This window comes from Terriglobus sp. (genome assembly GCF_965201105.1).
Lineage (GTDB): Bacteria > Acidobacteriota > Terriglobia > Terriglobales > Acidobacteriaceae > Terriglobus.
This window is the reverse complement of sequence record NZ_OZ241741.1, coordinates 2,570,189-2,590,529: the sequence shown is the minus strand read 5'-3', so window position 1 is coordinate 2,590,529 and position 20,341 is coordinate 2,570,189. Positions and strand designations below refer to the sequence as shown.

General features: G+C 61.8%; 18 protein-coding genes. 5 read left to right on the top strand and 13 right to left on the bottom strand.

Features of this window, described 5'->3' with window-relative positions; translation table 11 throughout:
- Positions 1 to 23 precede the first annotated feature (23 nt).
- The 7 genes from ACOFKT_RS11225 to ACOFKT_RS11195 all read right to left on the bottom strand — a co-directional run bounded on the left by ACOFKT_RS11225 (position 24) and on the right by ACOFKT_RS11195 (position 6,431).
- Positions 24 to 557: a hypothetical protein gene (locus ACOFKT_RS11225; RefSeq protein WP_419804084.1), complete on the bottom strand. Its 534-nt coding sequence runs from the start codon at positions 555 to 557 to the stop codon at positions 24 to 26.
- Entirely contained in the window at positions 554 to 1,198 is a 645-nt protein-coding gene (gene leuD, locus ACOFKT_RS11220) for a 3-isopropylmalate dehydratase small subunit (RefSeq protein ID WP_419804083.1), read from the bottom strand. Before leuD ends, ACOFKT_RS11225 begins: the two co-directional genes overlap by 4 nt.
- Positions 1,199 to 1,678, bottom strand: coding sequence for a GyrI-like domain-containing protein (locus ACOFKT_RS11215; protein ID WP_419804082.1), 480 nt, complete (start codon positions 1,676 to 1,678; stop codon positions 1,199 to 1,201).
- Positions 1,675 to 3,291: a 3-isopropylmalate dehydratase large subunit gene (gene leuC / locus ACOFKT_RS11210; protein ID WP_419804081.1), complete on the bottom strand. Its 1,617-nt coding sequence runs from the start codon at positions 3,289 to 3,291 to the stop codon at positions 1,675 to 1,677. Before leuC ends, ACOFKT_RS11215 begins: the two co-directional genes overlap by 4 nt.
- A 5-nt stretch (positions 3,292 to 3,296) precedes the next feature.
- Positions 3,297 to 4,016 (bottom strand): hypothetical protein, encoded by a 720-nt coding sequence (locus ACOFKT_RS11205; protein ID WP_419804080.1) that lies wholly within the window; start codon positions 4,014 to 4,016, stop codon positions 3,297 to 3,299.
- Positions 4,013 to 5,131 carry a 3-isopropylmalate dehydrogenase gene (gene leuB, locus ACOFKT_RS11200; protein WP_419804079.1) on the bottom strand — a complete coding sequence of 373 codons (1,119 nt, stop codon included), beginning with the start codon at positions 5,129 to 5,131 and terminating at the stop codon, positions 4,013 to 4,015. The genes ACOFKT_RS11205 and leuB overlap by 4 nt, the downstream gene beginning before the upstream one ends.
- Before the next feature lie 139 nt (positions 5,132 to 5,270).
- Positions 5,271 to 6,431, bottom strand: a complete 1,161-nt coding sequence (locus ACOFKT_RS11195; protein WP_419804078.1) for a 2-isopropylmalate synthase — start codon at positions 6,429 to 6,431, stop codon at positions 5,271 to 5,273.
- A gap of 92 nt (positions 6,432 to 6,523) precedes the next feature.
- Between ACOFKT_RS11195 and ACOFKT_RS11190 the strand changes: the two genes are divergently transcribed.
- Positions 6,524 to 7,456, top strand: a complete 933-nt coding sequence (locus ACOFKT_RS11190) for a LysR family transcriptional regulator (protein WP_419807153.1) — start codon at positions 6,524 to 6,526, stop codon at positions 7,454 to 7,456.
- Between the two features lie 141 nt (positions 7,457 to 7,597).
- The gene (locus ACOFKT_RS11185; protein WP_419804077.1) at positions 7,598 to 8,233 is read left to right on the top strand and encodes an outer membrane protein; all 636 of its coding nucleotides are present in this window, start codon (positions 7,598 to 7,600) and stop codon (positions 8,231 to 8,233) included.
- Between the two features lie 68 nt (positions 8,234 to 8,301).
- On the opposite strand, the gene ACOFKT_RS11180 is transcribed toward ACOFKT_RS11185, so the two are convergent.
- The 3 genes from ACOFKT_RS11180 to ACOFKT_RS11170 form a co-directional block, all read right to left on the bottom strand.
- Positions 8,302 to 8,976: an outer membrane beta-barrel protein gene (locus tag ACOFKT_RS11180; RefSeq protein ID WP_419804076.1), complete on the bottom strand. Its 675-nt coding sequence runs from the start codon at positions 8,974 to 8,976 to the stop codon at positions 8,302 to 8,304.
- Between the two features lie 75 nt (positions 8,977 to 9,051).
- Positions 9,052 to 11,058: a hypothetical protein gene (locus tag ACOFKT_RS11175; RefSeq protein ID WP_419804075.1), complete on the bottom strand. Its 2,007-nt coding sequence runs from the start codon at positions 11,056 to 11,058 to the stop codon at positions 9,052 to 9,054.
- 95 nt (positions 11,059 to 11,153) lie between these two features.
- Positions 11,154 to 12,314, bottom strand: a complete 1,161-nt coding sequence (locus tag ACOFKT_RS11170; protein ID WP_419804074.1) for a TonB family protein — start codon at positions 12,312 to 12,314, stop codon at positions 11,154 to 11,156.
- A 566-nt stretch (positions 12,315 to 12,880) separates the two neighbouring features.
- Here ACOFKT_RS11170 and ACOFKT_RS11165 point away from each other — a divergent pair.
- Positions 12,881 to 13,471, top strand: coding sequence for a DUF421 domain-containing protein (locus ACOFKT_RS11165; RefSeq protein WP_419804073.1), 591 nt, complete (start codon positions 12,881 to 12,883; stop codon positions 13,469 to 13,471).
- Here ACOFKT_RS11165 and ACOFKT_RS11160 read toward each other — a convergent pair.
- Positions 13,458 to 13,646: a hypothetical protein gene (locus tag ACOFKT_RS11160; RefSeq protein ID WP_419804072.1), complete on the bottom strand. Its 189-nt coding sequence runs from the start codon at positions 13,644 to 13,646 to the stop codon at positions 13,458 to 13,460. The two genes, ACOFKT_RS11165 and ACOFKT_RS11160, sit on opposite strands and share 14 nt — an antisense overlap.
- 131 nt (positions 13,647 to 13,777) lie before the next feature.
- On the opposite strand from ACOFKT_RS11160, the gene acs reads away from it, so the two are divergent.
- Positions 13,778 to 15,775, top strand: a complete 1,998-nt coding sequence (acs, locus tag ACOFKT_RS11155) for an acetate--CoA ligase (protein ID WP_419807152.1) — start codon at positions 13,778 to 13,780, stop codon at positions 15,773 to 15,775.
- Here the strand turns inward: acs and ACOFKT_RS11150 are convergent.
- Both ACOFKT_RS11150 and ACOFKT_RS11145 read right to left on the bottom strand, forming a co-directional pair.
- Complete coding sequence (locus ACOFKT_RS11150; RefSeq protein WP_419804071.1) at positions 15,772 to 18,201, bottom strand: PAS domain S-box protein; 2,430 nt, start codon at positions 18,199 to 18,201, stop codon at positions 15,772 to 15,774. The two genes, acs and ACOFKT_RS11150, sit on opposite strands and share 4 nt — an antisense overlap.
- Before the next feature lie 18 nt (positions 18,202 to 18,219).
- Positions 18,220 to 18,777, bottom strand: a complete 558-nt coding sequence (locus ACOFKT_RS11145; protein WP_419804070.1) for a YybH family protein — start codon at positions 18,775 to 18,777, stop codon at positions 18,220 to 18,222.
- A 99-nt stretch (positions 18,778 to 18,876) separates the two neighbouring features.
- Here ACOFKT_RS11145 and ACOFKT_RS11140 point away from each other — a divergent pair, with 99 nt between their 5' ends.
- Entirely contained in the window at positions 18,877 to 20,319 is a 1,443-nt protein-coding gene (locus tag ACOFKT_RS11140) for a dicarboxylate/amino acid:cation symporter (protein ID WP_419804069.1), read from the top strand.
- The last annotated feature ends 22 nt before the right edge of the window (positions 20,320 to 20,341 follow it).

The window sequence follows — 20,341 nt, the reverse complement described above, 5'->3', positions numbered from 1 at the left end:
TACTTGTGTTCCGGTCGGCCTGTCTACCGACCAATGCCGCGGTGCGCTTTCGATTTGTTGTCGGGTGGCGCGGGTTGTGAGGAAACGAGTGCCGCGAAGTCGTGGACGAGCGCAGCAACTACGGTGTCTAAGTTTTTGTCGCGATTTTTTTGAAAGTGAGCGTAGTTGCTCTGTTCCGTGAGCGACCAGACCACGATGTGTGTTTTGCGATCGATCAGCACGGCGCGAAATTGGCGAGACGAATCTTCGCCGCTCACTCGTGAGCCTGCGAGGCTGATCTCGTAATGCAGCTCAACAACGAGGTCTGCGTCCAATGGATCGGCGACGAGCTTGAACTGATGTAGCGCATCGACGCCCGCAAAAAAGCCGTTGTAGGCGCGAAGGCAGTCCGCGTTTTCCTGATCGCCGGCGTTACCGATGAAGACGCTTTGCGCGTGGCTGAGCATTGCTGGTAGTGGCGCGGGTGGGAGCGCAGGCGTTGTCGCCTGCGCTCCCACATAAAAGGTCCATAGGCTGAACAAGGCGCAGGCAAGCGACGCTGTGACAAACGTCTTCATGCGCTGGCTTTCGGTGCGGACCAGAACTCTGCGTTGTGCTTCGTTTCGAAGGCGTCGAGTGCGTCGGTGTGGCGCAGGGTGAGGCCGATGTCATCGAGGCCGTGGAGCAGGCAATATTTGCGGAAGGGGTCGATCTCGAAGCGGGCGTGGAAGCCCTGATCGTCGACGACGGTCTGGTGTTCGAGATTGATGGTGATTTGGTGATCGGGGTTCTCGGTCGAGCGCTGCAGGAGTGTCTCGACCTTGTCGTCGTCGAGGCGCACGAGGATGATGCCGTTCTTGCCCGCGTTGGAGTAGAAGATGTCGGCGAAGGTGGGAGCGATGACGCAGCGGAAGCCGTACTGCTGAATGGCCCAAGCGGCGTGCTCGCGGGAGGAGCCGCAGGCGAAATTCTTTTCGGCGATCAGGATTTTTGCGCCCTTGTACTCCGGCTGGTTCAGCACGAAGTCACGCTTCGGCATGAGTTGTTCACTGAGACCGGAACCGGTGCCCAGGTCGTAGCGCCAGTCGAAGAAGAGGAAGTCGCCATAGCCCGTGCGCTCGATGCGCTTGAGGAATTGCTTGGGGATGATCTGGTCGGTGTCGATGTTGGGCAGCGGCAGCGGCACGGCTTTGCTGGTGAGGATGTTGATGGGCTCCACTTACGCCTGCCTTTCGTCTGTGGTGAGGATGACGCTCAGATCGGTGCGCCACTCCGCTGGTGAAACGCCGTCGTGTGGCCCGACGACGTAAGCCTCGATGAAGTCGCCGCGCAGCGCCGGCGCCTCTGCCGGAATGCTCGCGATGAACTCGCCCCACGCGTGAGGCAGGCCTGCATAGTCCCCGTGGTACGTGGTGCGGAGAACGGGAAGGGAAGGCATTGCGACCGGTTCCACACGGCCAACCGCCTGAACGGGATGCTCGACCGGAACGCAAAGATTGAAGTCAAAGCTGTCGGTAGGGCGGCGGAAGTGATGTGCGAAGACTGGACCGGCAGCGGTGAGACTTTGCTGACGCAGCGCGTCAAACAACTCTGCGATTGCTTTAGGAAACTCGTCACGCATCGAGGCTACAGGTATGTGTAGATGGATCGCGGCTGTCTGCTGCGCCGCAATGCCCATTTGGACGGGAGTGTCGATCATGCCTGTTGCTCCTTGCTGCCCCACTTGCGGACGTCGACGAAGTGGCCCGCGATGGCGGCGGCTGCGGCCATTTCAGGCGAGACGAGATGGGTGCGTCCGCCGCGGCCCTGGCGGCCTTCGAAGTTGCGATTGCTGGTGGAGGCGCAGCGTTCGCCGGGGGCGAGGATGTCGGGGTTCATGCCGAGGCACATGGAGCAGCCGGGTTCGCGCCACTCGAAGCCGGCCTGTTTGAAGACGAGGTCGAGCCCTTCCGCTTCGGCCTGCCGCTTGACGGCCTGCGAGCCGGGAACGACCATCGCGCGAATCTTGGCGGCGACGTGCTGTCCGCGCACGATGGCGGCAGCGGCGCGCAGATCTTCGATGCGGCCGTTGGTGCAGGAGCCGAGGAAGACCGTGTCGATGGCGATCTGCTCCATGGGCGTGCCGGGTTTCAGGTTCATGTATTCGTAGGCGCGCTCAAAGCTCTTGCGGTCGGCGTCAGTAGGGGCCTGTGCGAGGGTAGGCACCGCGCCGTCGATCGTTGCGTGCATGCCGGGCGAGGTGCCCCAGGTGACGGCGGGTGCGAGCGTGGCGGCGTCGATGGTGAGCTCGCGGTCGAAGGTTGCGCCGGGGTCTGTGGGCAGGGTGCGCCAGTGCTTGAGAGCCTCTTCCCACGCGGATTCGTCTACGTCTGCGGCGGCTCCAAATGCAGGTTTCTCCGCTTCGGACCCACGGTGAAGCTGTGCGTCCTCCGGTCGAAATGACAAGTCGTTGCTGGTCCGAAAAGCAGATCCCGTCGCTTTGTTACGGGATGACAAACCAGAGGAACTGCCGGACACCTCGGAAGGAGTGTTGCGCGTGCCGGGGCTGAAGCGGCGGCCTTTCAGGTAGGCGAAGGTGGTTTCGTCGGGAGCGATCATGCCGGCGCGGGCGCCTGCTTCGATGCTCATGTTGCAGATAGTCATGCGGCCTTCCATGGAGAGCGCGCGGATGGCCGAGCCGGCGTATTCGACCGCGTAGCCGGTCGCGCCATCGGTGCCGATGCGGCCGATGATGTCGAGGATGATGTCTTTCGCGGTCACGCCGAAGGGCAGCTCGCCTTCGACGTTGATGCGGAAGGTTTTTGGCTTGGCCTGGGGCAGCGTCTGCGTGGCCATCACGTGCTCGACCTCGCTGGTGCCGATGCCGAAAGCGAGCGCGCCGAACGCGCCGTGCGTGGAGGTGTGCGAGTCGCCGCAGACGATGGTCATGCCGGGCTTGGTCGCGCCGAGCTCCGGCCCGATCATGTGCACGATACCCTGCGAGGCGTCCTGCACGTCGAAGAACTCGATGCCGAAGTCGGCGCAGTTGTTGCGCAGAGCGTTCACCTGCGCAGCGCTGACCTGATCGACAATGTTGAGGCGATCCGCGGCGCTGGTGGTGGGCACGTTGTGGTCGACGGTGGCGATGTGGCGATCGGGGCGGCGCAGCTTGCGGCCGGCAAGGCGAAGGCCGTCAAAGGCCTGCGGCGACGTGACTTCGTGCACGAGCTGCAGGTCGATATAGAGCAGGGGTGGCTCACCCGCGGGTTCCGCGACGATGTGCTGCTGCCAATTTTTTTCGAAGAGCGTGCGTGGGTGCGAAGTCGCAGACACAGGGATCAGCCTTTCTGTTCGTTGCTTCGGGTAGGCATGCCGGGTTGCCAGGCGTGCACGTCCGCCGGTGTGAGCTCGATCTGCGCGCCGCTCGGCTCCACAATCGTTGCGTCCGAAATGATCGTTTGGTAGTCGGGATCGCTGCCCTGCTGTGTCCAACTGCCAATCGCGGTCAACAGAGCTGTTGGCAGCGTTCCTGCGCTGAGCGGAAAATTCGAGAAGATCCAAAGGTGGTTTCCATGGCCGTGCTCCGAGGTGGTATGCGCCTCCAAGGAAGCGGCATACACGGTCGCTCCGGTCACCGTATCCGCCCACAACATGGCATTTTCGGTGCAGTCGTGAAGCGGGCAGCCAGAAGCGACTACGTAGCGATTCTCCATTGTCTGCACGTCGTCGCCAAGGCCCCCCAAGAAGTCGCGCACATCTTTTGATGGCACGCTGGGTCCTTCCACCCAGTAGTTCACGGGCTTGCTGGAAATGTGACTGCGCAGGAACGCGGGGAAGCGTTTATCGGCTTCGAGGTCGTTCGACGCCTTGCCTGCATAGGAGAGCAGCCAGGGTGCAGGTTCGGCAACATGCGCTGGTGGCACCGAGGCTGCTGCGGACTCTGCGGCCTGCGTATGTGATGCCTCGGCGCTGCTGTGCGTCTGCGATGCGTGCCACTTACAGCCCGCCATGCCGTTGAGCAGCAGAAGCGCCGTGGCCAAGGTAGGAAGCGATTTCACTGCGCTGCTCCTTGGTCGTTTATCGAGGTCGTCTCCAGAGCTGCTTCCAACTTGCTGAGAATCAGCGCGCCCATCTCGGTCGTGCTGAGTGTGGTCTGACCGGCAATGTTGCCGTGTGCGATGTCGGTGGTGCGGTAGCCCTGGTTCAGTGCCTCGGTGACAGCGTCGTCGATCAGCCTGGCTGCGGCTTCCATATTCGCGGAATGGCGCAGCAGCATGGCCGCGGTCAGGATGGCGCCGATGGGATTTGCCTTGCCGGTGCCGGCAATGTCGGGCGCGGAGCCGTGCACGGGCTCGTACAGGTTTACTTTGCCACCCAAAGTGGCCGAGGGCAGCATGCCGAGTGAACCGGTGATCACGCCCGATTCGTCCGAGAGAATGTCGCCGAAAAGATTCTCGGTGAGCACCACGTCGAAGTCGCGCGGGCGCGTCATCAGGTGGATCGCCATGGCGTCGACGTATTGATGTTCTACGGTGACGGACGGATAGTCGCGCGCGACTTCGTTGACGACGGCACGCCACAACTGCGAGGTTTCGAGCACGTTGGCCTTGTCGACACTGGTCAGTTTATTGCGGCGTTTGGTAGCCAGGTCAAAGGCGATGCGGGCTACGCGCTCGACCTCGTCGCGGGTGTAAGCCATGGTGTTGTGCGCGCGATTGGCGGCCTTGTCCCACGCGCGTGGCTCCCCGAAGTAGAGGCCGCCGAGCAGTTCGCGCACGAAGAGGATGTCGGCACTGGCAGTGATCTCCGGCCGCAGCGGACTGTTGTCGGCAAGGGCGGTGTAGGCAATTGCGGGGCGTAAATTTGCAAAGCCGCCGAGCGCGGCACGGATTTGCAACAGGCCGGCTTCCGGGCGCTCGCTGGGCGGCAGGTGGTTGAATTTGTTGTCGCCCACGGCGCCGAGCAGGGCAGCATCGCAGCTGAGGGTCTGCTGCAGCGTTTCGGGTGGCAGGGGGGTGCCGTGCTCCGTGATTGCCACGCCGCCGATGAGCAGTGGCACGTACTCAAAGACATCGCCGCGCGCGTTTGCGACGGTGGTGAGCACATTGACGGCCTCATTCGTGACTTCGGGACCGATGCCGTCGCCGGCGAGGATTGCAATCTTCAGGTGCAAGTGCGGTTCCTTTTGAGTTCGTGCCGCGCTGGAAGCAGATTCTTCGCTACGCTCAGGATGACACTGTTGTGGTTGCGCTCAGGCGACAGTGCCGGGGCGTCCCCGGAGCCGCAATGGGCTGACCTGCGCACTGATTCTGCTACACCGGCTGGGGTACGAGCGCGATGATGTCCTGGTCGTAGATGGATTTCTTGCGATCAGCCAGTGCCGTGAAGCGGGTGTAGGTCTGATCGAGATCTTCGCGCGTCAGTTCGAAGCCGAGTTCCTTCAGGCGATGCTCCAGCGCGCGGCGTCCGCTGTGTTTGCCCAGCACGATGGTGTTTGCCGCGACACCGAAGCGCGAGGCCGACATGATCTCGTAGGTGAGCGGGTTGGCGAGCATGCCATGCTGGTGTATGCCGCTGGCGTGGGCGAATGCGTTCTTGCCGACGATGGCTTTGTTTGGCGACGGCGTGAAGGAGATGATTTCGTCGAGCATGCGGCTGGTCGCGCCGATCTGGTCCAGTTTCAAGCCGTTTGTGAACGGGTATGCATCGTTGCGGATATTCAGGATCGCGGCGACCTCTTCCAGCGCGGCATTTCCGGCCCGTTCCCCGATGCCATGAATGGAGACTTCCACCTGTCGCGCGCCGCCGCAGACACCCGATAGGGTGTTGATGGTGGCAAGACCCAGGTCGTCGTGACAATGTGTGGAGAAGGTGACGTTCTGACCCGCAGGCACGCGCGCACGCACTGTTTGAAACATCTGCTGGTACTCGGCAGGCGTGGAATAGCCCACGGTATCGGGCAGGTTTATGGTCGTGGCGCCGGACTGGATAGCGACGGTAATCATCTCGACGAGGAAGTCGAGATCGGAGCGGGTTGCGTCTTCTGCAGAAAATTCAACGTCCTCGGCGTACCTGCGGGCCAGGCGGACACACTCGCCGGTCTGATCGAGCGCCTGCTGCCGCGTAATGCGCAGCTTGGCTTCCAGGTGCAGATCTGAGGATGCAAGAAACGTGTGAATGCGGTTGATCGGCGCGGCTTCAACGGCAGCAGCGGCGCGCTCGATATCCCCCTGCTTGCAGCGGGCGAGCGCGGCGATGCGGGTGCCGCGCACCTCTGTGGCGATGGCGTGGACGGATTCGAAGTCACCGTCTGACGCAATGGGAAAACCGGCTTCGATGATGTCCACGTTCAGCGCGGCGAGCTGATGCGCGAAGCGCAGCTTTTCCGCGTGGTGCATGGTGCAGCCGGGCGATTGCTCGCCGTCGCGTAACGTGGTGTCAAAAAAGAGAACCTGATTGTTTGCCGTGGTCATTGACTCTTTTCCTGCCATGGCCAGTATAGAGATAAGGGCGGGTTATGCCGGGTGATAGCATCATTCAATCTGCTAATACCCAGGTGCGGCTCGTGGACCTATTTGCCTTGGAAACCTTCGTCGCGGTCGCCCAGGAGCGCAGCTTTTCACGGGCTGCGCTTCGGCTGCGGCGGACGCAGCCGGCCGTGAGCCAAACTATTGCCAAGCTGGAAGCGGAGCTGGGCGAATCCCTGTTTGAGCGGTCCGCCCGCGATGGATCGCTGACCGACGCCGGCGAGGTCCTGCGCGATTACGCGCACAAGCTGCTGAATTTGCGTCAAGAAGCGGCCGACGCCCTGGGCGACCTGCGTTCGCTACACCGGGGCCGGCTGAACCTGGCCGCGAATGAGTACACCTGCCTGTCGCTGCTGCCGGTGCTTGATCGATTCTGCCGCGCCCACCCGCTCATCAAGGTCGCGGTGCAGCGTTCGCTGGCGAGCCGGATCCCGGATGAACTGCTGGCGCACGGCGTGGAGTTGGGGATCATCAGCTTTCGGCCGGACGACCCGGCGCTGGAATCGATCGTGATCTTTCGGGATGAACTGGCGTTTGTGGTGAACCCGCAGCATTCGCTGGCATCTGCGGAATCTGTGTCGATCCGCCAGTTGGATGGGGAGCATTTTGTTGCGCACAACGTAGCGTCACCGCAACGGGCGAAGGTGTTGGAGGCGTTTCAGCGGCACAAAACGAATCTGCGTATTGATGTGGAATTGCCATCGCTGGAAGCGGTGCGGCGCTTTGTAGAGCAGGGGAATGGTGTGGCACTGGTGCCGGCGCTGACGGTAGAGCGGGAATTGGCGTCAGGGGCGTTGGTGCGGGTGCCGGTGCGGGAGCTGCGGATGGAACGCAAGCTGCGTCTGGTTTACCGCAAGAACGCTGCGCTGTCGCACGCGGCGATGAGCTTTCTGCAGCAGGTGGAAAGCTACGCCGCCGGCTCTGACAATACCTATTGTTATGAAGTGGAAAAGCCGGGAAAGCTGCGCTGATCCGCTCACCGAAGCGGCTCTGACGAGTCGTACAGGTACAATAACGGATGGAACGGATGGTCCTGGAAAGCTTTGGGCTACGCTTCTCCGCTGCGCCTTCGCGTGCAGAGACGCCCTGATTTGAGGTTGGTAACTTTTCGCATGAAAAAAACGATGTGGATGTGCGCGGTGCTTGTGAGTACCGTGGCGGCTGCTGTGGCACCGAAGGCAGCACTCGCGCAGGAAAGCCGGCAGGACGTGAGCCTGAGCGCAACGTACTTGTTTGCTCCACAGGTGAACGGCAATGCGGCGCAGCTGAACACGCACGGTTATCTGGGAGCGCTGGCCAGCTATCGCTTTATGCTTACGCCGCGGTCAGCACTTGAAGCGAACTACGGCTTTACCCAGTACCGCGACACGCTCCAGAACTCGCGCGCGACGTATCAGATCCATACGCGTCAGCAGGAATTCTCGCTGGGGTATGTGTACAGCCGGACGTACCACAACTTCAGCCCGTTTCTGGAGGGCGGTGTCGCGGGCGTGTTCTTTTCGCCGCTCAAGGATTACGAGACCACGACGCTGGATGCCGCGCGGCAGACTTCGCTCGGCGGCATGTTTGGCGGCGGCGTTGCGTATGAGCTGAGTCCCAGCTTTGACCTGCGGGTGGGATATCACGGAGTCGTGGTGAAGGCGCCCAGCTTCAAGGTGTCCAATTCGACCTCCGCGGGATCGGATTACAACACCGGGCGGTATGAGGTGATCTCGACGCCGGCAATCGGCATTGCGTACCACTTCTAATCAGCTTTTCCGTTCAAGAGAAAGACCCCGGACATCCGGGGCCTTTCTGCTTTATGAAGACGACGCAATTAGAAGTGGTACGCCGCACCCACAGTGAAGAGCTGAGGCGTGAGAGAGGAGGAAGTTGCAGTGACGAAACCCTGGTCGACGAAGCCGCGGAAGCTGAACCACTTCTGGTACTCGTAGTCGGCGCGCACGTTCACATGCCTGTGCACGTTGACGTCAACGCCGGCACCGATCGCGCCGATGTTGTAGGCGAGATTGGCGACGCTGCGTTCGTAATTGAAGACACCGCGACCGTACATCAGCTTGGCATACGGGTGGGCGATGCCGTAGTGCCGGACGTACCGTCCACCGAGTTCGTAGGTACGTTCGTATAGCTTGCTTGGGCTGGGTGCGTTTACCTGGTGGATGTTGAATTCAATGCCGTAGTGTTCTTTGAAATCGAATGTGGCGTACCCCATGTACCCCTTGAAGGTGTTTTCGGTGTAGTCCGGAGAGGCCAGAACGAAGCCGCCGCCTGCCTGCAGATCGCCGGAGCGTGCCGCAGTCGGCTTGGCCTGCCCTTGTGCTGTCGTTGCGCAGGCGAGCGAAAGCACGAACACCGCCGATGCCACAAAGGCCCGAGCGATGTCATGAACATTTCGTTGCACAAAGTATGTATCGGCTGCGCTCGCTAAAGGCTGTAGCGGGGCGAAGCCGGGGGGTCCGCTTTGGATGGGATGGGCGTCCGTGGTCAGCAAAACGACTCCTTGCAGGTAGAAAAGCGCTTACAGGTAACGGGAGCGGGCTCGCAACGCGAACACGCTCCCGCTCCATTACTTCTGCGGTGGGTTGCTCGTACCGGTTGCCGGTACGGCGGGCTGCGTTGGCTGATCCACGATGGTTCCGTTCGCTGGGGCGGTTCCGGTAGCCGGCTGTGCTACAGGTGCAGCCGCTCCGTTGGAAGGCGCACCATTCGCCGGAGCGGTTGTTTGCCCCGTTGCAGACTGGGCTGCAACATCGGCAGCGGTGCTGCCGGTTGCGTTCTGCGCCGCCGCATTGGCGGCTGCCTGATCCACTGCGGTCGTGGGTGCCTTGTAGTAGGCCAGCTTCAGGTACACCGGCGTTACTTCAAATGGCATTTTGTCGCGGGAGGAGAGCAGGGGTTCATAGGCGGAATGCATCTGCACAACCTGGTCTGTCCAGGGGTCGAAGCGAAGGAACGAACCCAACGGCATCGCCGCGTTTTGCTTCAGGTCGTTCATGTTCAGCTTCTGGCCTTTGGCGACCAGACCCTGCAGCCAGAAGGTGCCAGTCTTCGGATCCTTGATGAGCGAATCGCCCAACATGGGCTCGTTCAGAGCTGTGAGCGATTTGGACCGCTGCTGAAGTTGCGCCAGGTACAGTCCGAACTGGCTGCCCGCGTCCTGTAGCTCCTTCGGTTGCAGTAATTCGATGGTCTTCTTCGCGGCCTCTTCATTGTCGCGATCCGTGTGATGCATCGGAATTTTGGCGAAGGCGGCTGTATCAGGAAAGAGCAGGCGGTCGTTGAACGCGTACTTCGTATCCAGCCGGTGACCCTGGATGATGTGGGCCAGCTGGAACGCGATCACCGCGTACAGGTTGTTGACTTGCTCGTTCTTGTCGCCGGGGACAGCCGTGGTGTCGATCAGGCTCTTGGAAATCACGATCGTGTTGCCGATTGCGAGCGACTCGAGCGGCTCCGTCAACAAGGTGCGAACCCGAACCGGCCGTGCCGTCTGGATGTTGTTGTAGGCCAGGATGTTCCCGGCGATCTGCTCCAGGATCTTGTCGAAGTCAGACGGAGCGTCGAGCAGGCCGGCCTGGAACAGCCGCTCGATCACGTTGTCCTCGGCCTGCTGCACCCAGGCGCGCTGCGCCCCGAGTGGTGAAACGTCCTGCGCGTCGTTCGAAACGTCTGTAGCGCCCGCTACTTCCACGTCCACGTTGTCCGCGGTCGCCTGGGGTACTTTCAGCACGTATCCCCAGATGTGATTGACCGCCTTGAACTTGACGGTGTTCTCTTCGCTCTTCGGATCGCTCTCTTCCACGTAGAAGCTGGTTGGCAGCCAGAGGCCAGGCTGCACGTTGGTGCGCCAGGAATCAAAGTGGTAATACTCCCGGATATCTTTCTCAGTCCCGGCGAAGGAGCCGTTGAAACGAACGATGTTGCCGCCCTGAGTTTCAATCCAGACGCGACCGAAAAAGCGTCCGCGGGTCCGGTTGGTTGCGGGTTCCACGTCGAACACCGCGGTCCGCACGGATCCGACAAAGTCGTTGCGGACAAAGCCGAATTTGTACTCCGTCCGGTTAAAGTCCTTGGAATCGATGAGCAGCATCTGCACGAAACCGGCTTCGCTGAACTCTAGGTGCAGGGAATGGTTCAGGCCGCTGATGTAGCTTCCGGAGCCTTTGAAAATGTTGAGCTTGCTCGCGAAACCCCTCTTCTCGCCATTGGTTCCGCTGTGTTTGACCGTGCTGCGTTGATAGGCATTGTCCCCGATTACCTTGCCGAAATCGACACGGCCCAGAAAGTGCTGGTCAGACACAGGAACCTGCAGCAGCGCTGGATCAGGCTTCATGTTCTGGATATAGGTTTCCACCAGGGGAGCCCGATCCTTGACCACCTTCACGACCTGGGCCTCGCGAGCAATTGCCTTATCGATCAAGGCATTCTGCGCGGCGGTGAGCTTGTGTGCGGGGAGGTCGTCCTTTGGCTTTTTCTTTCCGAGCAGGGGGATTGCCGCGTGCGCCTGCGTGGCGCTGACGGCAAGCATGCCTGCGAGGAGACCCGCGATGCACGGCTTTCGTAGGTTAATCATGGGTTCGATACTCCTGGAGCGTGGCTCAAAGCCGATCTATTTTGTTGCCGCTTGGCGTATTATGCCGCATTTGCGCCAGCAGCCGGTTCCGGCTGTTAGCTCGCAAGCTGGAAGCTGATGTTGACGACACCGTCCCAATCGGTAGGTTTACCGTCCTGGGTGGCGGGTTGGAAGCGCATGGCCTGAGCGGCACGAACCGCGGCCTCGTTCAAGCCGTGGCCAAGTCCGTTGGAGACGCCGATGACCTGGACGGCACCATTGGAGGTGACGTGGATGCGCACGGCGACACTACCCTCGATGTGGGCTGCCTTCGCATCTTCCGTGTATTCCGGACGCGGCTTGAACAGGACCTTTGGAGCTGTTCTGGGAGCAGAGACGGTTTGCGCGATCTGGGTTGCGACCGGTTGCGGTTTATTGTTCATCGCAATCTGAATGGCGCCCGTGCGGGCTGGACCGCTGCCGGTACTGCCGGCTAGGCCGTTGCTCAGGCCACGGATGGGCACAGCAGCACTGTCGCGTCCGGCCATGTTGGTGCCGTTGGGACTGCCGGAACCTGAGATGGCGATGCGGCTCGGGTTACCAAGGCCCGAGTTCGCCGCATTCATGCCCGGTGCGCCGGAGCGACCCAGGTTGACAGGCGACACTGCAGGTCCCGACGTGTTGTTGATCGGGTTTGTCATGCTGCCAAGACGAACGGGGCTGGGATGCGCGCTGTTGTTGGGCACGGAAGCTGCCTGCGCAATCTGAATCGCCACCGGCTTGGGTGCGGGCGGAGGTGTAACGACCTTGGGCGCGGGCGGCGTGTTTACGGCTACCGGCGCCGGCTTGATTACGGGCGGCTGAATCTTCGGCGGTTCCGGCGTCTCGACAACGATGGGCGGCTTTATCGTCTCGATCGGCTTGAGCTTGGGTGGCGGCGGCAGCTTCACGATCGGCTTCGGCCTGGGCGGCTCCGGCGGCAACGGCTTGACCGCGTTGAAGGTAATAACCTTCTGCGCCTCGATCTGCTTTTTGACCGTGGTCTTGATCATGAGCCCGGCAGTCAGCGCGGAGCCAAAGATAAGCAGCGCGACGGGCAGGGACCGCTTGTCACGCTTACCCGTTTCCACCACGCCGAAATCTTTAAAAGCGAGATCACGCTGCGTCCGCAGTGTCGGATCCGATGGGGCGGTGGGGATACGCTGCACCACAGAAGGACGCTGGGTCACAGGAGGACGGCGGGTCGGCTGGGGTGAACGGGGAGTTTCAGTGATCATACGCGCGTTGGTTCCTCGGCAAAGGCCTAGAAGTCGTTTGTGTTCCGGTCGAACAGGCGATCCATACCCTTGGGGGATGATGGAATTTCTTAGGCCCGCATCTGGGGCTTACACATTCCAATCAGTGAGCAGCAATTGCATGTTCTGAACTGGAACACTGTTTCGGTTTGATGCCTCGTATCATAAGGCGCATCAGAACCCGGTTTGGAAAAATGTGCCTGCAACTTTTGTGCCAGCGAGGTCAGATCGCACATTATTTCCCTCTAAGACGAGGTTCCTGGAAAAGTATTCCGCGCTTCCAACAAAAAGAATCGTTTTCGATGTGCGCGTATTTTGTTTCCTTGCAGCTTTGGACACTTTCGGCCATGCTCGGCCAACTACGACACTGTGTGTCTTCGAGCGGGTTTTGAGAAACTTTGTCTTAGCAGCTGCATGCATCTTTAACACCAAAACTGCGGCCGAGTTGCGATTTGTTGTCACCGCTCGCGGTGATTGTGAGTCGCTGAGCCGTTCTGGCCTGATCGTCACTTGATACAGACGTAGCGTTCTGCTTTTAGTCTGCTGCCATGCTTCAAGACATGTTTCACCTGTCGCTTCCATTGCTGGAAAAAATCATTCGCCCAGTACTTGTGTATTTCGCACTCATTCTGTTGCTGCGATTGTTCGGTAAGCGGGAACTTGCGCAGCTGAACCCCTTCGACCTGGTGCTTCTGCTGATGCTGTCGAACACGGTGCAGAACGCCGTGATTGGGAACGACAACTCACTTGCGGGTGGCATTGTTGGAGCCGTGGCTCTACTCAGCGCGAATTTCGCGCTGAACCGGCTGCTCTTTCACTTTCCGAAACTTGACCGATCGTTGCAGGGATCGCAGACGGTGCTGGTACAGGACGGCGAGGTCGATAAGCGTGCCATGCAGCGCGAGATGCTGACGCTCGAAGAGCTCATCCAGGTCATTCATCGGCAGAACATCACCGGGATGCAGGACGTGAAACTGTGCGTGCTGGAACCGAATGGGACGTTCTATGTGGAAAGCACAGAGGACAGCGTTCCCCGCCAGCGGCATGATGAGGTGATGCAACAGCTCAGTGCGTTGCAGCAGGAGATCGCGAAGCTGCGAACGCCGGGGCAGAAGCCGGGCGTGCCTAGCGGTGCGTAACCTTTCGGATCTGCTCGCGATAGCGGTCACTCGCACCGCCGGCGGCAGCGTCGCGCAGAGCGGCACGATACCCGGAAAGGAAGATGGTATAGAGCACCGCGGCCGCGCAGCCGACGCCGAACAGGAAGCCCAGTGCAAGGCCGATCACCACCGAGATTGCAAAGTTTCCGAACACTTGCCCAGAGTATCGGCTCTACGTGTGCGGCGGGACCGTTCCGGTCGGCCTGCCACGGAAGTAAGCCGCTCTGTAAAATCAACAGGCCGCAGCCGAGCCGCGGCTGCAAGGAGACGCCCGCTGTGGCAGATGTGTTTACGGAAAGCGTACCGGCGCCGGAGACGGCTGCCGGCGGGCAGAATCACTTGAAATCGTCGCTGCGCGAGAACCGCGTCTTCCCACCACCGGCGGAGTTTGCGGCTCGCGCACACATCCGGTCGCGCGAGGACTACGACGCCATGTATCGCCGTTCCGTCGACGATCCAGATGCCTTCTGGGCAGAGGCAGCGCAAACGCTGGATTGGACGGCGCCGTGGTCAGAGGTACTGAACTGGGACGGCAGCCGGGCGCAGTGGTTTGTGGGCGGCAAGCTGAATCTGTGCGCGAACGCGGTGGACCGGCACGCGCAGGGGACCCGCGCGAGCAAGGTTGCGCTCTTGTGGGAAGGCGAGCCCGGCGAGCAACGCAGCCTGAGCTATGCCGAACTGCACGCCGAGGTGCAGCGCTTCAGCAATGGCCTGAAATCGCTGGGCGTGCAGAAAGGCGATCGCGTCGCGATCTACATGGGCATGTGCCCGGAGCTCGCCATCGCGCTGCTGGCTTGTGCGCGCATCGGTGCGGTGCATTCTGTCGTGTTTGGCGGCTTCGCTGCGCAGGCGTTGGCAGACCGGGCGAACGATGCGCAGTGCAGGCTGCTGATCACGCAGGATTCCAGCTTTCGCCGCGGTCAGCCCGTGCCTCTGAAGGCGATCGCGGATGAGGCGCTAACGCGCTGCTCATGCGTCGAGAACGTGGTTGTCTTCCGCCGTAGCGGCATTGCCGTGTCGTGGCAGGAAGGCCGCGATCACTGGTGGCATGACGTGGTGGACCGGGTTGATCGCGAGTGCGCGCCCGAGCCGATGGACGCGGAAGATCCGCTTTTCATCCTGTACACCAGCGGCACCACCGGAAAGCCGAAGGGATTGGTACACACCACGGGCGGGTATGGCGTAGGCACGCTGCTGACCACGCGTTACAACTTCGATCTGCAGGAAGAGGACGTGTACTTCTGCACGGCTGACATCGGCTGGATCACAGGGCACAGTTACGTGGTGTACGGCCCATTGCTGAACGGGGCGACGGTGCTGCTGTACGAAGGCGCTCCGAACTGGCCGGAGGCCGACCGCTTCTGGCGCATGGTGGACGAGCACAAGGTGACGGTGTTCTACACCGCACCAACGGCGATTCGCGCGTTTATGAAGTGGGGCACGGACTGCGTGCGCAAGCATTCATTGGACTCGTTGCGCTTGCTGGGAACAGTAGGCGAGCCGATCAATCCCGAGGCATGGATGTGGTACCACCGCGAGATAGGCCACGAACGCTGCCCCATTGTGGACACCTGGTGGCAAACCGAGACCGGCATGCACATGATTGCGCCGGTGCCAGGTGCGGTGGCGACCAAGCCCGGCTCGGCGACGCGGCCGTTCTTTGGCGTGGTGCCGGAGGTCGTCACGAAAGAGGGCGAGCCGGTCCCTGCGGGTGCGGGAGGCCTGCTGGTAATCCGGCGACCGTGGCCGGCGATGGCGCGAACGATTTTCGGCGACCACGAGCGGTACGTGAAAACGTATTGGAGCGAGATCCCGGGAAGCTACTTCACCGGTGACGGTGCCCGCGTTGACGAGGATGGCTACTACTGGCTGATGGGCCGCGTAGATGACGTGCTGAACGTGAGCGGGCATCGGCTTGGAACGATGGAGATCGAGTCGGCGCTGGTGGCGCACACAGCTGTCGCGGAGGCGGCGGTGGTCGGACGCCCTGACGAGATGAAAGGCGAGGGCATCATCGCGTTCGTCTCGTTGGCCGACGGCCGCGATCCCTCACCGGCGTTGAAAGACGAACTTAAGAAATGGGTGGCAAAGGAGATCGGCGCGCTGGCTCGGCCGGACGACATCCGCTTCACGCCGGCGCTGCCGAAGACCCGCTCGGGCAAGATCATGCGGCGTCTGCTGCGCGAGCTTGCGACCACGGGCGAGGTGAAGGGCGACACGACGACGCTGGAGGACTTCAGCGTCGTGGCGGGCTTGAAGGAAAAAGACGAAGAGTCGAGCTAGCGCAGGTTGCTGCTCGGCTTGGCGGGCAGGTTGATAAAGAAGCTGGAGCCCTTACCGACCTCGCTTTCTGCCCAGATCCTGCCGCCGTGCTGCGTCACGATGGAGCGGCAGATGGCAAGGCCCAGCCCGGTGCCGCCCATGGTTCGGGAATCCGAGGCATCGACCTGTTGGAAGCGGCCGAAGATGTGTTCCAGCTTTTCAGGCGGGATGCCGCGACCGGTGTCCGTGACCTGAATTTGTGTTTCGTTCGAACCTACGCTTCGCGTGCTCAGGGTAATGGTGCCGCCGGCCGCCGTGAACTTGAGTGCATTCGAGATCAGGTTGGTCACGGTCTGCACGATGCGCTCGCTGTCGACCCACGCAAGCACCGGCTGCAACTGGAAGCGGAAGGAGATGCCGGCCTTGGCGGCGGAGGCGGCCAGCAGTTCGGCGGCATTTTTCACGAGCGTATCCGCAGATGCGCTGTTGTAGTGCAGCTCTGCTTTACCGGAGCCGATGCGTTCGAGCTCGAGGATGTCGTTGACCAGGTTGACCAGCCGGTCGGTGTTGCCGATGGCGATCTGAAGCATCTGATCCTGCTTGTCGGGCCGCGTGGCAAGCGCACCGGAGGCGATCAGGCCGAGCGAGGCGCGCATGCTGGTCAGCGGCGTGCGCAGCTCATGCGACACGGTTGAGACAAACTCGTCTTTCATGCGGTCCAGGGCACTGCGTTCCGTGGTGTCGGTGAAGGCAACCACGATACCGGTCACGTCGCCGTTTTCGGTGATGGGGCACGCAACGTATTCCACGGGAAAGCTGGTGCCGTCCGCTCGCCAGAAGACGTCGGACGAGATCCGGACCGCCTTGTGTTCGCGGGCTGCCTGCAGGATCGGGCTGTCCTTTTCCGGATAGACACGACCATCGGCACGGTGGTGATGAACGAGCTGATGCAGGTTGTTGCCTAGCACCACGGTGGCGATTTCTTCTTCGGAATAGCCGAGAATCTGCGCCGCCGCGGGATTGCAGACGGTGCAGGCCCCGTCCAGATCCATGCCCAGAATGCCGTCGCCGACCGAGTCCAGGATGGAATTGGACTGCTGGGTCAGGCGAAGCAGGCGTTCTTCGGCGCGCACCTTTTCCGTAATGTCGACGGCGAAACAGAGCGCGTACCGTTCGCCGGTGTTGGACTCGATCAGGCGATTTCGGAACGCGAGTATGCGGGGCGTGCCATTGCGATGGCACAGGTCAAAGGTGCCCTGTGCTTCGCCGGTTTGCACCAGGTGCCGCAGGTAGATGCCGAAGCTGCTCCTGTCCTCCTCTTGCAGAAAGCCGGCCAGCGGACGTCCCAGCATCTCTGCGACGGTGTAGCCCAGATTTTCAGCGCCGTAGCTGTTGATGGACAAGAGCATGCCGCGCTGATCGTGGGTGAAGACCGCACCCAGCGAGCCCTCAATCAACTGGCGGTATCGTGCTTCGCTCTCGCGAAGCGTTTCTTCTGCCTCGCGTTGCATTGTGACGTCGATGCCGGTGGCGATGATGAACGCCACATCCTTGTGGCCGTCGGTCAGCGCGGTCGCCGTCCACTGGATCAGGCGTGACGTCTTGTCGCGGGTGAGCCAGCGGTCCTCGTACTCGGCGGGGAAGCTGCCTTCGCGGAGGCGTGCGAACGAATCGATGGCTTCGGCGCGATCGGACGGCGGCACGAGCGTGTCCCAGAGCGTGTGCCCGACGATTTCCTCGACAGGGTAGCCGGAGATGGTTTCGCAGATGCGATTGAAGCGCACCACGCGGCCCGCGGTGTCGAACACGACGACCAGAGCGCCCACGGTGTCGAGCACGGCAGAGACGAAGTTGCGTTCGACGGTCAGGGCGGCCTCGACCCGCTGGCGTGTGCGCGCCTCGCGCTCGTTCGACCGCAGGCGGAGGCTTAGCTCAAAGCGGGTCAGGATATTCTGGGCCAGCGTTCGCAGGGTGTTCGCCTCGACTTCATCCAGGTCGCGCGGCTGGTCGTCATAGATGCACAGGCAGCCGACGGCCGAACCGTCGGCGGTGATCAGCGGGGCCCCGGCGTAAAACTGGAAGCCGCGAGCGCCAATGCGGATACCGTGTTCGGCGTACTGCTCGTCCTCGGCGGCGTTGGGTATGGTGAACAGGTCGTTCGCGCGGATGGTCTCATCGCATGGCGCTTCGCTGCGCGGCATGTCCGCGGCTTGCAGGCCCACGCTGGCCTTGAACCACACAGTGTCACGCCGCACGATGGAGATGGCAGCGGCGCTGACCTGGCAAACCTCGGCGCAGAGCTGAACGATGTCGTCGAGCGCCGGATCGGGCGGTGTGTCAAGAAGCTCCAGGCGTTCCAGCCCACGCAGGCGCAGGGCCTCACGCTGCTGCGGCGTTTGCGCTGCAAGGTGCGAGATGCGGGATGGAACTGGAAGCAGAGTGCTCATTGCGGTCGTGTTGTCCGGTTACGGGTTTGGCAGCTTGCAACAATCGCCTGCCGCCGGGGGCTCATCGGCGCTGGCGTCCAGGGCGACTTTCCATTTGCCATCGGGTGTCTTCTTCCACACAGTCATATACCGTCCGGATGTTTTTACGGGGTTGCCATTCCGGTCTTTGCTGTTGCCCTCGTAGTGACCCCAGGTGTATCCCATATCGGCAGATGGGCCCATTTGTGCATACTCGGGCTGCCAGGTGAGCTGGTACGCATCCGGCTTCCAGGTGGCGGTGGCGGCAATACGGGCGTGGCCGTAAATGGGCGGCTTCCCGTTATTGAGTACGATGCCGTCGTCCGCGAACCAGCTTGCGAAACCGGCGCCGCCCCCTTTCGCAACGGACTGCGAGAACTGACCGTCCAGGGTCAGCAGCTCCAATGCGCCCGGCGACAGCGTGGGCTGCGTCAGCGGTGTTCCGGTGCTGGGTGCGGCAGCGTGCGAGGGGTCCAGTCTGATTTGTGCGTGTGCGGCACACGGCAGCACGGCGCACAGCAGAACCGGCACGCGTAGGATAAGCTTCTGCAACGGCATCCGCATCGAGTCTCCAACAAGAGCAGGATTCTGGCAATAACCATGTGGACTCGCCGCGGGCCATGAATGTTACCCCGCTAACACGAAAGAAGCATTGCCATGGCGATGCCCGATCTGAATCAAGAGAGGCCCGTGGCGGCAGCGCAGAAGCAGTGGATCTCCCTCGGGGCTGCCGGCGTCTTGCTGGCCGCGGCATTTACGGTGCGCGTGGTGAGTGGACCGTCGGGTTCGCTGCACACCGCCGGCTTGCTTGGGCGCGCGCTGGGGTGCGCGCTGCTGCTGTATTGGGCGGGTTGGGTGCGCCGCAGCCTAACGCCGTTGATCCTGGCAGCAATGGTGGCGGGCATTGAAATTGGCCTGGACGCGCCGAACGTGGCGGTCGGTGCGCATTTCGTCAGTGACATCTTTCTCAGGCTGGTCAAGACCATCGTCGCGCCTCTGATCCTGGTGACGCTCATCTCCGGCATTGCCGGTCACGGCGACCTGAAGGGCGTGGGCCGCATGGGATGGAAGAGCCTGGTCTACTTTGAGGCGCTGACTACGATTGCGCTGGTGCTGGGCCTGGTCGCTGCCAACCTGTCGCACGCGGGCGCTGGCCTGAAGATGCCACCCGATCTGGCCGGCTCGCTCACCACGGTGCCGCCGCCCCTGCACTGGCAGGACTTCCTGGTGCATACCGTGCCCGAGAACCTGGCGAAGTCGATCGCGGAGGGCCAGGTGCTGCAGGTGGCGGTGTTTGCCATTCTGTTTGGCATTGCGCTGGCACTGGTGCCGCGGGAAAAGGCCGAGCCGCTGTTGCGGCTGACCCACAGCATTAGCGAGACGATGTTTCGTTTCACCAACATCGTGATGTACCTGGCGCCGCTGGCCGTAGCGTCGGCAATCGCGTTTACCGTGGCAAAACTTGGCCCCGGCGTTCTGTTGCACCTGGGCAAGCTGCTGGCCGTTTTCTATGTGACAGTTGCCGTGTTTGTCTTGGCGGTGCTGCTGCCGGTGGCGTTGCTGGCGCGGGTGCCGCTGCGCCGGTTTGTCCGGCACGTTTCCGCGCCGGCGGCCATTGCGTTTGCCACTGCGGCTAGTGAAGCGGCACTGCCACGCGCGATGGAAGAGATGGAGTTGCTCGGCGTGCCGCGCCGTGTGCTGGCGTTCGTGATCCCGGCGGGGTACTCCTTCAACCTGGATGGCTCAACGCTGTACCTGGCGATGGCGACGGTGTTTGTGGCCCAGGTCGCCGGTCTGCCGCTGAGTTTGGGAACACAGGTCTTCATGGTCGGCACACTGATGCTCGCATCAAAGGGGGTAGCCGGCGTGCCTCGGGCGGTGTTGGTCGTGCTGCTTGCCACGGCGTCCACCTTGCGGCTGCCGAGTGAGCCGATCCTGATACTGCTGGGCATCGATGCGCTGATGGACATGGGCCGCACGTCGGTAAATGTAATCGGCAATTGCCTGGCCAGCGCCGTAGTGGCGCGCTGGGAGGGCGTGTTTGGCAGCGAAACGCCGAGTTCCTCTGTGCGCGATGAGGATCGTATGCTTTCCCACTGAGCGCAAGCGGATAATAGAAGGT